Raw genomic sequence first — 12,824 nt, 5'->3', positions numbered from 1 at the left:
TGACTCGTATTGTTCACTTCACACTGTTCACTTCCCAGTGACACACTGTTCCACCTTGAACAAATACGTGGATTTTCCGGGTTTGTTCCGGTATAAATTGTCTAAACGCGATCGTGCCATCAGGCAGGCGCGTCACATGCCCGCCGCGTTTCGGGGGCAGTCCTAAAAGAGAGGAGGGCGCAGTTCATGGCCCAGTCACTACCCAGTATCGTTTCCGGTGAAGGCGGCCTCAGCCGCTACCTGGAAGAAATCCGTCGCTTTCCGATGCTTCAGCCGCAGGAAGAGTACATGCTCGCCAAGCGGTACCAGGAGCATGAAGACACCGGCGCCGCCCACAAGCTGGTCACCAGCCATCTCAGGCTCGTGGCCAAGATCGCCATGGGCTATCGCGGCTACGGCCTGCCGATCGGCGAAGTCATCTCGGAAGGCAATGTCGGCCTGATGCAGGCCGTCAAGAAGTTCGAGCCGGAGCGCGGTTTCCGGCTGGCCACCTATGCCATGTGGTGGATCAAGGCCTCGATCCAGGAGTACATCCTGCGCTCGTGGAGCCTGGTCAAGATGGGCACGACCGCCAACCAGAAGCGCCTGTTCTTCAACCTGCGCAAGGTGAAGGGCAAGATCCAGGCGCTGGATGACGGCGACCTGAAGCCGGACCAGATCACCGAGATCGCCACCCGCCTCAATGTTTCCGAGGAAGAAGTAGTGTCGATGAACCGTCGCCTGTCGGGCGACGCCTCGCTCAACGCGCCGATCCGCGCGACCGAGGGCGAGAGCGGCGAATGGCAGGACTGGCTGGTCGACGACCACGACAGCCAGGAAGACATGCTGATCGAGCAGGACGAACTGGACAACCGCCGCCAGATGCTGGCCGGCGCCATGTCGGTCCTCAACGATCGCGAACGCCGCATCTTCGAGGCGCGCCGCCTCGCCGAGGAGCCGCTGACGCTGGAAGAACTGTCGGCCGAGTTCGACATCTCCCGCGAACGCGTGCGCCAGATCGAAGTGCGCGCCTTCGAAAAGGTGCAGGATGCGGTCAAGGCAGCCGCCAAGCGCCAGGCCGAGGCATTGCGCACCATCGACGCACAGCCGGCCGCCTGACGGTTCTGACAGTCACATGAAAAACGGCGCCGGGAGACCGGCGCCGTTTTTGTTTGTCCAGTATTGCCCGACAACAGAAGCCGCTACAGCCCATCCAGGGGAAACTTCAGATACCTCTTGCCGTTCGCTTCCGGCTCGGGCAGCCGGCCGCCATTGATGTTGACCTGGAGCGCATGCAGGATCAGCCGCGGCATCGGCAGGGTTTTGTCGCGCGCCTCGCGCAGGGCCACGAAATCGGCCTCGCTCGTCGGGATGCGGACATGGGTGTTGCTGCGCTTCTGCCCGGCGACCGTCGTTTCCCATGCCGCGTCCCGCCCACCCGGCTGATAGTCGTGACCGACGAACAGGCGTGTCGTATCCGGCAACGCCAGGATGCGCTGGATCGAGTTCCACAGCCGCACGGCGCTGCCACCGGGAAAATCGGCACGGGCGGTGCCGCTGTCCGGCATGAACATGGTGTCATGGATGAAGGCGGCGTCGCCGGCAACATAGGTGATCGATGCCAGCGTATGGCCGGGCGAGAACAGCACCGTCACCGGCAGCGAGCCGATATGGAAGATTTCACCGTCGGCGAACAGCCGATCCCACTGCGAGCCGTCGGCGCGAAACTCCGGCCAGTTGTAGATGGCCTTCCACAGAGCCTGGACGTCGACGATCCTGTCGCCGATCGCGGTGAGCGCTCCGGTCCTCTCTTTCAGGTAGTGGGCGGCCGAAAAATGATCGGCATGCGGGTGGGTGTCGAGGATCCATTCCAGCTCGAGCCGGCTTTCCTGGATGAAGGCGAGCAGCGCATCCGCATTGCCCGTGGAGACAGCGCCCGACTTCTCGTCGAAGTCGAGAACCGGGTCGATGATGGCGCAACGCCGTGTCGCGCCATCCGCCACCACATACTGAATGGAACCGGTGGGCTTGTCGTAGAAGCCGGTTACCTGTGGCCTCGCCAAGGATGCATCCAACTGCGCCTCCAGCATCGTTCACCCCGGAATGGTTTTCCAATCCGGGATCGATGAAGAGTACGATTATCTGCGAAGGCCGAGCCGTCAAGCACAGGCTTCTCACAAATCGTTCAGGCGCGAAAATGCGCGGGCAACCGGTCCGGAGTGGTTTCAAGCCCCCGGCTGCTTGGTCTTCCTGAGATAAGGCAGGATCGTGTCGAAGGCCCCGAAGCGCTTGATCGCATCTTCGTTGGAGACGGCGGCGGTGATGATGACATCGTCGCCCTGCTTCCAGTTGGCCGGCGTTGCCACCTGATGTTTGGCGGTGAGCTGGATGGAATCGATCACGCGCAGAATCTCGTCGAAATTGCGCCCGGTGGTCATCGGGTAGGTCAGGATCAGCTTGATCTTCTTGTCGGGCCCGATCACGTAGACGGAGCGCACCGTGGCGTTGTCGGCGGGTGTGCGACCATCGGAACTGTCACCCGCCTCTTCCGGCAGCATCTCATAGAGCTTGGCTACCTTGAGATCCTTGTCGCCGATCAGCGGATACGCGACGACATGGCCGGTCGCGGTCTTGATGTCGTCCTGCCACTTGCCATGGCTTTCGACAGGATCGACGGAAATGCCGATGATCTTGACGTTGCGTTTCCTGAACTCGCCTTCGAGGCCAGCCATGGTGCCGAGCTCGGTGGTGCAGACCGGTGTGAAGTTCTTCGGGTGGCTGAAAAGCACCGCCCAGCCGTCGCCGATCCAGTCATGAAAATGGATCGAACCCTGCGTGGTTTCGGCTTCGAAATCCGGCGCGATGCTGTTGATACGAAGGCTCATGGCGTACCCACCTCTTTGAAACGCGTTGAATGGCGTCTGCCGGCTGCGCACCGGCAATCATCGCATCTTCCTCCAAAAAGAGGCCGTTAGGGAGGTGAATTTTGCCGCACCCCGCCGGACAAACTGGAAAATAGTTTCGCTGGCGCAGGACCAGAGCAATTCCGGCACAGGCGCCTGGCCGTTTTGCGTCCGGAATTAAGTCAACAACGAGCTGGAAAATTTCCGCTTTTCCACGAAAAGCGGAAACGCTCTATCCCGCCAGCGGCCTGCTAAGAGGGGCTTTCGGTGGCCTTGCGCGGCGCAAGCGATGCCGCGAGATCTTCCATGCGCTGTGCCAGCGAGCCAAGCGCACCGGTGAGAGCCTGGTCGTTCTTGTCTGCCTTGGTCAACGCCTCGTCGCGGGTCTTGCGCAAGGTCAGGACCTCACTCTCCATGCCCTTGATGCGTTTCTGCACCTCGGACAATTCATCCATGACCATGATGCCGGCCATGACGGTGAGCCGCTGGTCGCCGATCTCGCCGAAGGAATCCTTCAGATGCGCGACATAACGATCGAAGCGCTCGGCAAGATCGATCAGGTGCTCTTCCTGGCCCTCGTCGCAGGCCATGCGGTATTGCTTGTTGTCGATGGTGACAGTGACCTGCGCCATGCCGGATCTCCTGCGCTATCTGTCGAGCACTGCGCGGATGGTTTCCATGGCGGTCACCAGCCGGCGCGACACTTCCTTGTTGGCGTCCTCGAGCCGTTCGGCCCGCGCTTCGGAATTGTCGAGTTCCTGTGCCAGACGCGAACGGTCGGCGTTCATGCGCTGGACCTCGGCCTCGGCTTCGGAATAGTCGCGTTCGCTTTCCAGCTTCGCGGCGACGGCATCCTCCAGCCCTTCAATGGCCTTGCCCAGCCTCGCTATCACTTCTCTAAGGGTCGTTTCCCCGGTCATGGCCTTCGTCCTCAGCCCGTGCCCATCACCGAATCGCTCGCGTTCAGAACGCGTTATTCGTGAAACATTAGGCGGCGTGTGAAGGCCGCGTCAATAAAGCCGCCTCTCCTGTCCCCCGCTAACGCCGAATTGATGAGGCCACGGCGACATTTTCCTTGACGAGAAGCCTATTAAATCGATTTAGGTTTTATTGACTCAAGCGGCTGGCCTGCTATGTGTCCCGGCATCTTTTTCCGAACCGAACGGCTGGAGGAACCATGGTTTCGCGTGAACAACATGACCGGATGGCCAATGCGATCCGCTTTCTGTCCATGGACGCCGTCGAGAAGGCCAATTCCGGCCATCCCGGCCTGCCGATGGGCGCTGCCGACATTGCGACCGTCCTGTTCACACGGTTCCTGAAGTTCGACGCCAAGAACCCGCACTGGCCGGATCGCGACCGTTTCATCCTTTCGGCCGGCCATGGCTCGATGCTGCTCTACTCGCTGCTCTATCTGACGGGCTACGAGGACATGACCATCGAGGAGATCAAGAATTTCCGCCAGCTGGGTTCCCGCACCGCCGGTCACCCCGAATACGGCCATGCCTCGGGCATTGAAACCACCACCGGCCCGCTCGGCCAGGGCATCGCCAATTCGGTCGGCTTCGCACTCGGCGAACGCATCCTGAATGCCGCCTTCGGCAACGACCTCGTCGACCACTACACCTATGTGCTGGCCGGCGACGGCTGCCTGATGGAAGGCATTTCCCAGGAAGCGATCTCGCTCGCCGGGCACCTCAAGCTGAACAAGCTGATCGTGTTCTGGGACAACAACAACATCTCCATCGACGGCCCGGTCACGCTGTCCGACTCCACCGACCAGGTCGCGCGCTTCCAGGCCTCGGGCTGGAATGCGATGCATGTCGACGGCCACGATCCGGAAGCGATCGCCTACGCCATCGAAGCCGCCCGCCATTCCGACAAGCCGACTTTGATCGCAGCCAAGACCACCATCGGTTTCGGCGCACCGACCAAGGCAGGCACCAACAAGGTGCACGGCTCGCCGCTCGGCGCCGAAGAAATCGCCGGCGCGCGCAAGTTCTTCAATTGGGAATCGCCGCCTTTCGAAATTCCGTCCGACATCCTTTCGGCCTGGCGCACTGCCGGCGAAGCCGGCGCCAGCAAGCGCACGGAATGGGAAGGCCGCCTTGCCAAGACCGATGCCAAGCAGCGCGCCGAGTTCGAGCGCCGCAACGCCGGCAAGCTGCCGCAGGATTTCGACGCCGTCATCGCCGACTACAAGAAGAAGCTGGCTGTCGACAAGCCGAAGGTTGCCACCCGCAAGTCGTCGGAAATGGCGCTGGAAGTCATCAACGGCGCAGTTCCGGAGACCATCGGCGGCTCAGCCGACCTGACAGGCTCCAACAACACCAAGACCAGCCAGACCAAGGCGATCACGCCGAACGACTACGGCCAGCGCTACGTGCATTACGGCATCCGCGAACTCGGCATGGCCGCGGCCATGAACGGCCTGACGCTGCATGGCGGCATCATCCCCTACGGCGGCACCTTCATGTGCTTCACCGACTATGCCCGTCCGGCGATGCGCCTTGCCTCGCTGATGGGCATCCGCTCGATCTTCGTGATGACGCACGATTCGATCGGCCTCGGCGAAGACGGCCCGACCCACCAGCCGGTCGAACATCTGGCCGCCCTGCGCGCCATTCCGAACCACCTCGTCTTCCGTCCGGCCGACGCGACAGAGGCCGCCGAGTGCTGGCAGCTGGCGCTGGAATCGGAGAAGACGCCGTCGACGCTGGCACTGACCCGCCAGAACCTGCCTGCCGTGCGCACCGAATATGTGGCAGAGAACCTCTGCGCCAAGGGCGCCTACGAGCTGGCAGCGGCTGAAGGCGGTGAAGCCGCCGTCACCATCTTCGCCACCGGCTCCGAAATCGAGATCGCGCTCGGCGCCCGCACCCTGCTGCAGGGTCATGGCCACCCGACCCGCGTCGTCTCCATTCCTTGCTTCGAGCTGTTCTTCCAGCAGGACGAGGCGTATCGCGCGAAGATCATCGGCAAGGCCAAGGTGAAGGTCGCCATCGAAGCCGGCATTCGCCAGGGCTGGGACGCCATCATCGGCACCGACGGCATCTTCGTCGGCATGACCGGCTTCGGCGCTTCCGGCACGATCGAACAGCTCTACAAGCATTTCGGCATCACCGCCGAAGATGCGGCAAAGGCGGCGGAAGCCCGCCTGCACGCTTAGCAATGTCTTCCCGGCGGAGCGATCCGCCGGGCCGTTTCGTCGCACCAGACGACTGAAACGATTAGCCTACAGGCCGGGCGACTGGATATTTTAGCCGCCCGCCTTTATTGAGGCGGCGGACCTTTCATCCGCCTTTTTACGCTCCCCGGGAGAAACACATGACCGTCAGAGTTGCCATCAATGGGTTTGGCCGTATCGGCCGCAACATTTTGCGCGCCATCTACGAGTCCGGCCGCAAGGACATCGTCGTCGTTGCCGTCAACGACCTCGGCCCGGTCGAGACCAATGCCCACCTGCTGCGCTACGACAGCGTTCACGGCCGTTTCCCGCATGAGGTGAAGGTCGATGGCGACCAGATCATCATCGGCAATGAGAAGATCAAGGTCACCGCGGTCAAGGATCCTGCCCAGCTTCCCTGGAAGGAACTCAATGTCGACATCGCGCTGGAGTGCACCGGCATCTTCACGTCGAAGGACAAGGCTTCGGCGCATCTGACCGCCGGCGCCAAGCGCGTGATCGTCTCGGCTCCGGCCGACGGCGCCGACCTCACCGTCGTCTACGGCGTCAACCACGACAAGATCACCAAGGATCACATCGTCATCTCCAACGCCTCCTGCACCACCAACTGCCTGGCGCCGGTGGCCAAGGTGCTCAACGACGCCTTCGGCATCGAAAAGGGCTTCATGACGACGATCCACGCCTATACCGGCGACCAGCCGACGCTGGACACCATGCACAAGGACCTTTACCGCGCCCGCGCCGCGGCGATGTCGATGATCCCGACCTCGACCGGTGCCGCCAAGGCTGTCGGCCTGGTGCTGCCGGAGCTCAAGGGCAAGCTGGACGGCGTTTCGATCCGCGTACCGACCCCGAACGTCTCGGTCATCGACTTCAAGTTCGTGGCCAAGAAGCCGGTCACCGTCGAAGAGGTCAACGCCGCGCTGGTTGCCGCCGCCGACGGTTCGCTCAAGGGCATCCTCGCCTACACCAAGGATCCGCTCGTTTCGATCGACCTCAACCACGACGCGCATTCCTCGACCTTCGCGCTCGACCAGACCAAGGTCATCGAGGGCAATCTGGTGCGCGTCATGTCCTGGTACGACAACGAATGGGGCTTCTCCAATCGCATGGCCGACACCGCAGTGGCCATGGCCAAGACGATCGCCTGATCGCAAGCTTCGTTGCTTTTCCAAAACGCCCGGCTCCGCCGGGCGTTTTTCGTTGGAGCGTCCCGGAGCCAAAAAAGCATGAAAGTCAGCGTGCTAGGTCAAAAAATCATCGTCACGCCTTGCACCGGCCATGTCTTCGCCCCACTCTCCCGTAAAGCGGAAATCAGTGAAGGGTGAGGGACAAAGACCGGATGGAGCATGCGATCTATCTCGCGACGCTGATCGGCACCGGACTGGTGGTGGCCGCCGCGTTTTCGAGCCTGATCGCCTTCCGTTTCGGTGCCCCGCTGTTGTTGCTCTTCCTGGGTATCGGCCTCGCCACGGGCGTTGATGGGCTGGGCATCGCCTTCGACAATGCCAGGGTCGCCTATTTTGTCGGTTCCCTGGCCCTCGCCGTCATCCTGTTCGATTCCGGCTTCGGCACGCCTTTGAAAATCCTGCGCCAGGCCGCGGGGCCAGCGCTTTCGCTTGCCACCATCGGTGTCGTTTTGACCACCGCTGTCTTCGGTGTCGCTGCCTTCTATCTGCTCGACCTGAACTGGCTGGAATCCTTCCTGCTTGGCGCTTCGGTCGCCTCGACGGATGCAGCCGCGGTCTTCTTCCTGCTGCGCGCAGGCGAGATCAATCTTCGCGAGCGCGTGCGCTCGACGCTGGAAGTGGAGTCCGGCACCAACGATCCGATCGCCATCTTCCTCACCATCACGCTGGTCGAGGTCATCGCGGCGGGCGCCAATCCCGAAGCACCTGTACTGCTCGCCGACCTTGCTCTCGGCTTTGTCCTCAACATGGGACTGGGAGCAGCGGCCGGCATTGTCGGCGGCATGGCCATCGTGCGTCTGGTCGATCGGCTCAATCTCGACCACGGCCTTTTGCCGATCTTCGTTCTGACCCTTTCCCTGATGGTCTTTGCGGCGGCCGGCGCCATCGGTGGCTCCGGTTTCCTCGCCGTCTATCTGGCCGGCCTTGTCGCCGGCAATTCCGACATCCGTGCCGTCACCATCCTGAAACGCTTCCAGGACGGCATGTCCTGGCTGGCGCAGATCATCATGTTTCTGGTGCTCGGCCTGTTCGCCACGCCGTCGCAGTTCCCGGCAATCCTGCTGCCGGCCATTCTGCTGGGCCTGTTCCTGATCTTCATCGCACGTCCCCTGGCCGTGTGGCTGTGTCTTTTGCCGTTCCGCCTGCCGCGCCCCGAGGTGGCCTTTATCTCGTGGGTCGGTTTGCGCGGCGCCGTCTCCATCCTGCTCGCCATCACCCCGCTGCTGGGCGGCCTGGAACATGGCCGCGTGATCTTCAACGCCGCCTTCATCATCGTGCTGGTGTCGCTGGTGGTGCAGGGTTGGACAGTTGGACCACTGGCCCGTCGCCTCGGCCTCATCGTTCCCGCCCGCATCGGCCCGCTCGACAAGGTCGAACTCGAATTGCCCGGCTCTGCCCATCACGAACTGCTCGCCTATCGTGTCGTCGCAGGCAGCCCGGTGGCGCGCGGCGAGCGCATCCCGCGCTGGGCACGGCCTTCGCTGGTGGTACGCGATGGCCGTTCCATGCGATTCCAGGACATGGGCCGCCTGCAGGCAGGCGACAACGTCTACATCTTCGTACCCGACCGCTATCCGCGCCTGATCGACAAGCTGTTCGCCAGCCGCGCGGTGGTCGATCCCGAGGACGCGGATTTCTTCGGTGCTTTCGCCGTCGACCCCGCGCGACCAGCCGAGGAACTCGAGCTGGCCTATGGTCCCGGCCTGACCGAGGAAGAGCGCAAGCTCACCATCGGTGCCCTTGTGACGGAACGGCTCGACGGGCACGCCGAATATGCCGATCGCGTCTCGCTGGGATCGATCGAATTGATCGTGCGCGACGTTGACGACAAGGGCCGTATCACCAGCCTTGGCCTTTCCTTCGAACCGACAGCGCCGGTGGCCAAGGTTCCCGTCTTCCTCAGCGGCGGCGAGCTTTTCGATCGCATAGCCGGCTTCATCCGCAACCTGCGCAAACCCGCCAGATCGGAGCCTGCTGCTGAAAACGAAGGTTCAGCAGCAGGCTCCGGCGAAGCTGTTCGCAAAGACGACGACGCCAAGCAGCCGGCCTGACGTCAGCTTATGGCGAGATATTTTCCGCCATGCAGTCATGCGGTCTTGCATCGCCGATTTTGGCCGGTAAGGTCCGGCATCTTTTCGCTGGAGCGTTTCCGTTTTCACGGAAATGTGGAAATGCTCTGACACTTCGTTTTTTCGCAATTCCGGACGGAAAACCGTTACACACTTTGCCTCGAATTGCTTCTGAAGGGACCCGCATGGCTGGCTTCAAGACACTGGACGACCTCAGCGACGTGAGCGGCAAGCGCGTCCTGGTGCGCGTCGACCTCAACGTACCGGTCGCCGACGGCAAGGTCAGCGACCTTACCCGCATCGAACGCGTTGTGCCGACGATCCGGGAACTGTCGGACAAGGGCGCAAAGGTCATCCTGCTCGCCCATTTCGGCCGCCCGAAGGATGGCCCCTCGCCGGAACTGTCGCTGCGCCCGATCGCCAACGCCACCTCCGAGGTGCTTGGGCGCCCGGTTGCTTTCGCTGACGACTGCGTTGGCGAGAAGGCCGAACAGGCGGTGGCCGAGCTCAAGGACGGCGACGTGCTGCTCCTGGAAAACACCCGCTTCTACAAGGGCGAGGAAAAGAACGACCCGGCATTGACCCAACAGTTCGCCGCGCTCGGCGACATCTACGTCAATGACGCGTTCTCCGCCGCGCATCGCGCTCACTGTTCGACCGAAGGTCTCGCCCGTGCACTGCCGGCTTATGCCGGCCGCACCATGCAGGCAGAGCTGGAGGCCCTGGAAAAAGGCCTCGGCGCACCGGTGAAGCCGGTCATCGCCATTGTCGGCGGCGCCAAGGTCTCGACCAAGATCGACCTGCTCATGAATCTGGTGAAGAAGGTCGATGCCCTCGTCATCGGCGGCGGCATGGCCAACACCTTCCTCGCAGCCCGCGGCACCGACGTCGGCAAGTCGCTGTGCGAGCACGATCTCGCCAGCACGGCAAAGCAGATCATGATCGAGGCGGCAACCGCCGGCTGCGCCATCATCCTGCCGGTGGACGGTGTTGTTGCGCGCGAGTTCAAGGCGGGTGCTGCCAACGAGACCGTCGCCATCGACAACGTGCCGGCAGATGCCATGATCCTGGATGTCGGCGAAAAGACCGTCGAGGCCGTCAATCAGTGGATCGATCGCGCCGCCACGCTGGTGTGGAACGGCCCGCTCGGTGCCTTCGAGATCGAGCCCTTCGACAAGGCGACCGTTTCCGCCGCCAGGCATGCGGCTGCCCGCACCAGGGCCGGCAAGCTTGTGTCGGTGGCTGGCGGCGGTGATACGGTCGCCGCGCTCAACCATGCCGGCGTGGCCGATGACTTCACCTATGTCTCGACCGCCGGGGGAGCCTTCCTGGAATGGATGGAGGGCAAGCCGTTGCCGGGTGTCGAGGTGCTTAAGGCCTAGCATCGGATCCCGGACTGAAAGCCGGCGAACCAGTCGACAGACCTTTCAGATCCGGGCCTCGTGGCAAAACAAGGAGATAAGCGGAATTGCGGTCCTCGTGATTGCATTCCGCTTTATCGTTTTTGCTCGTCTTACCTCTTGCGGGCTGAAACACTTCCACATCGCAAGTGATATCTTTCAATCGATTCAAGGTTTTTGCTGGCATTCCATCGCAAAAACTCTTCTGATATTCGCCCGGGCAGACAATCAGGAGGCAATAGATGAGTGGTGAGATGAACAAGGACATGGCTGCGCAGGCCGCACACAAGGACGGCTTCATTGCAGCGCTCGATCAGTCGGGCGGTTCCACGCCAAAAGCGCTCAAGCTGTACGGCGTCGACGAAAGCGCCTGGTCGAACGACGCCGAAATGTTCGACCTCGTTCATCAGATGCGCGCGCGCATCATCAAGTCGCCCGCCTTCACCGGTGACAAGGTCATGGGTGCGATCCTGTTCGAACAGACGATGGATCGCGACATCGATGGTACACCGACCGCACAGTACCTCTGGGAAAAGCGCCATGTCGTGCCCTTCCTGAAGATCGACCAGGGTCTGGCCGAGGCTCAGGATGGCGTCAAGCTGATGAAGCCGATGCCGACCCTCGACGCTCTGCTGAAGCGTGCCGTCGCCAAGGGGATTTTCGGCACCAAGGAACGGTCGGTGATCGACGCGGCGAACCCGAAGGGCATTGCGGCCGTCGTCGACCAGCAGTTCGAAATCGGCAAACAGGTGCTGGCGCATGGCCTCGTCCCGATCATCGAGCCCGAAGTCACGATCTCGATCCCGGACAAGGCTGAAGCTGAGGACATCCTGCTTGCGGAAATTCGCAAGCATCTCGACCAGGTGCCGGCCGGCAAGCAGGTCATGCTGAAGCTGACGCTGCCGACCAAGCCGAACCTCTACAAGCCGCTGGTCGACGATCCGCGCGTCATGCGTGTCGTCGCCTTGTCCGGCGGCTATTCGCGCGATGACGCCAATGCCAAGCTGAAACAGAACGATGGCATCATCGCCAGCTTCTCGCGCGCCTTGACCGAAGGTCTGTCGGCTGGCCAGAGCGACAGCGAATTCAACACGGCTCTGGGCTCGGCGATCGACAGCATCTTCGAGGCATCGCGTGCCAAGAAGGCAGCTGCCTGAGACACCGGCAATTGTTTTTCGAAACCCGGGCCACGCGCCCGGGTTTTTTTTATTCTGAGCAGAGCAAATCCCGCCAGCCGAAATATTTGACCACAGATGTCGAAATGGACGCTCTCCATACGTCCTTGGGCGATGGGGAAAGGAGTAGATCCATGTCCAAGCGCAAGATCGTCCCGCATGACGAGTGGTTTCGTGCCCACAAGGAACATCTGAAACGCGAGAAGGAACTGACACGCCTGCGCGACAGGATCGCCGCGGAACGGCGCGAATTGCCGTGGCTGAAGATACGGAAGGACTACGTCTTCGAGACCGGGTCCGGGCCGAGAGACCTCGCCGACATGTTCGGCAACAACAGCCAGCTCATCGTCTATCATTTCATGCTGGGACCGGGCGACAACCACTATTGCGAAGGCTGTTCGTTCCTGTGCGACCACATCGACGGCGCCAACCAGCACCTGCGCCGCCATGACGTGTCCCTGGTGGTCGTGGCACGGGCCCCGCTTGCCGAACTGCTGCCGTTCAGGAAACGCATGGGCTGGAAGTTCGACATGGTGTCGTCCTACGCAAGCGACTTCAACTTCGACATGCAGGTGTCCTACACCGACAAGCAGATCGCGGCCGGCGACACCATCTACAATTTCGAGACACGCCCAATCACCATCCGCGACCTGCCGGGCATCAGCGTCTTCTTCAAGGACGACGCCGGCAATATCTTCCTCACCTTCGTGTCACGGGCACGCGGCGGCGAGCCGCTGATCACGACCTACGACTATCTCGACATGACCCCAAAGGGCCGCAATGAAAACGGCCCCTATCACGGCATGATCGACTGGGTGCGCCTGCACGACGAATACGAGGACACCACGACAGCAGAAGGCAGTTGTTGTCACTAGAGCGGAGAGTATTCGGGCTGACGCAGCGGCAAGAGGCTAAGCGCAG

Annotated in this window: 11 protein-coding genes; 7 read left to right on the top strand and 4 right to left on the bottom strand. The window is 61.9% G+C overall.

What is annotated here, in order from left to right; genetic code table 11:
* The first annotated feature begins 186 nt into the window (after nt 1–186).
* Nucleotides 187–1,098: an RNA polymerase sigma factor RpoH gene (rpoH, locus tag ACFJIU_RS29925; RefSeq protein ID WP_379066167.1), complete on the top strand. Its 912-nt coding sequence runs from the start codon at nt 187–189 to the stop codon at nt 1,096–1,098.
* 83 nt (nt 1,099–1,181) lie between these two features.
* On the opposite strand, the gene ACFJIU_RS29920 is transcribed toward rpoH, so the two are convergent.
* The 4 genes from ACFJIU_RS29920 to ACFJIU_RS29905 all read right to left on the bottom strand — a co-directional run bounded on the left by ACFJIU_RS29920 (nt 1,182) and on the right by ACFJIU_RS29905 (nt 3,802).
* Nucleotides 1,182–2,069, bottom strand: coding sequence for an MBL fold metallo-hydrolase (locus ACFJIU_RS29920; RefSeq protein WP_379066164.1), 888 nt, complete (start codon nt 2,067–2,069; stop codon nt 1,182–1,184).
* A 135-nt stretch (nt 2,070–2,204) separates the two neighbouring features.
* On the bottom strand, nt 2,205–2,864 hold the full coding sequence (locus ACFJIU_RS29915) for a peroxiredoxin (protein WP_379066161.1): 660 nt from the start codon (nt 2,862–2,864) through the stop codon (nt 2,205–2,207).
* A gap of 269 nt (nt 2,865–3,133) precedes the next feature.
* A complete protein-coding gene (locus ACFJIU_RS29910) occupies nt 3,134–3,514 on the bottom strand; it encodes a cell division protein ZapA (RefSeq protein WP_379066158.1) in 381 nt (126 codons plus the stop codon).
* 15 nt (nt 3,515–3,529) lie between these two features.
* On the bottom strand, nt 3,530–3,802 hold the full coding sequence (locus ACFJIU_RS29905) for a DUF4164 domain-containing protein (protein WP_326894503.1): 273 nt from the start codon (nt 3,800–3,802) through the stop codon (nt 3,530–3,532).
* 257 nt (nt 3,803–4,059) lie between these two features.
* Between ACFJIU_RS29905 and tkt the strand changes: the two genes are divergently transcribed.
* From tkt to ACFJIU_RS29875, 6 genes are all read left to right on the top strand, one after another.
* Complete coding sequence (gene tkt / locus ACFJIU_RS29900) at nt 4,060–6,051, top strand: transketolase (RefSeq protein ID WP_379066155.1); 1,992 nt, start codon at nt 4,060–4,062, stop codon at nt 6,049–6,051.
* Nucleotides 6,052–6,209: 158 nt separating this feature from the next.
* Nucleotides 6,210–7,220, top strand: coding sequence for a type I glyceraldehyde-3-phosphate dehydrogenase (gene gap / locus ACFJIU_RS29895; RefSeq protein ID WP_379066152.1), 1,011 nt, complete (start codon nt 6,210–6,212; stop codon nt 7,218–7,220).
* Nucleotides 7,221–7,411: 191 nt separating this feature from the next.
* A complete protein-coding gene (locus ACFJIU_RS29890; protein ID WP_379066149.1) occupies nt 7,412–9,310 on the top strand; it encodes a potassium/proton antiporter in 1,899 nt (632 codons plus the stop codon).
* 203 nt (nt 9,311–9,513) lie between these two features.
* Entirely contained in the window at nt 9,514–10,710 is a 1,197-nt protein-coding gene (locus ACFJIU_RS29885; protein ID WP_379066146.1) for a phosphoglycerate kinase, read from the top strand.
* A 260-nt stretch (nt 10,711–10,970) separates the two neighbouring features.
* Complete coding sequence (locus ACFJIU_RS29880) at nt 10,971–11,885, top strand: fructose bisphosphate aldolase (protein ID WP_379066143.1); 915 nt, start codon at nt 10,971–10,973, stop codon at nt 11,883–11,885.
* Between the two features lie 152 nt (nt 11,886–12,037).
* A complete protein-coding gene (locus tag ACFJIU_RS29875; RefSeq protein ID WP_379066140.1) occupies nt 12,038–12,778 on the top strand; it encodes a DUF899 domain-containing protein in 741 nt (246 codons plus the stop codon).
* The last annotated feature ends 46 nt before the right edge of the window (nt 12,779–12,824 follow it).

Source organism: Mesorhizobium sp. UC74_2, from assembly GCF_042701485.1.
Classification (GTDB): domain Bacteria; phylum Pseudomonadota; class Alphaproteobacteria; order Rhizobiales; family Rhizobiaceae; genus Mesorhizobium.
This window is presented reverse-complemented; position numbering and strand designations above follow the sequence as displayed.

Coding starts and splice junctions, on each gene's coding strand:
- ACFJIU_RS29890 (WP_379066149.1), top strand. CDS start 7,412: ATGGAGCATGCGATCTATCTCGCGACGCTGATCGGCACCGGACTGGTG.
- gap (WP_379066152.1), top strand. CDS start 6,210: ATGACCGTCAGAGTTGCCATCAATGGGTTTGGCCGTATCGGCCGCAAC.
- ACFJIU_RS29875 (WP_379066140.1), top strand. CDS start 12,038: ATGTCCAAGCGCAAGATCGTCCCGCATGACGAGTGGTTTCGTGCCCAC.
- ACFJIU_RS29905 (WP_326894503.1), bottom strand. CDS start 3,802: ATGACCGGGGAAACGACCCTTAGAGAAGTGATAGCGAGGCTGGGCAAG.
- tkt (WP_379066155.1), top strand. CDS start 4,060: ATGGTTTCGCGTGAACAACATGACCGGATGGCCAATGCGATCCGCTTT.
- ACFJIU_RS29915 (WP_379066161.1), bottom strand. CDS start 2,864: ATGAGCCTTCGTATCAACAGCATCGCGCCGGATTTCGAAGCCGAAACC.
- ACFJIU_RS29880 (WP_379066143.1), top strand. CDS start 10,971: ATGAGTGGTGAGATGAACAAGGACATGGCTGCGCAGGCCGCACACAAG.
- ACFJIU_RS29920 (WP_379066164.1), bottom strand. CDS start 2,069: ATGCTGGAGGCGCAGTTGGATGCATCCTTGGCGAGGCCACAGGTAACC.
- rpoH (WP_379066167.1), top strand. CDS start 187: ATGGCCCAGTCACTACCCAGTATCGTTTCCGGTGAAGGCGGCCTCAGC.
- ACFJIU_RS29885 (WP_379066146.1), top strand. CDS start 9,514: ATGGCTGGCTTCAAGACACTGGACGACCTCAGCGACGTGAGCGGCAAG.
- ACFJIU_RS29910 (WP_379066158.1), bottom strand. CDS start 3,514: ATGGCGCAGGTCACTGTCACCATCGACAACAAGCAATACCGCATGGCC.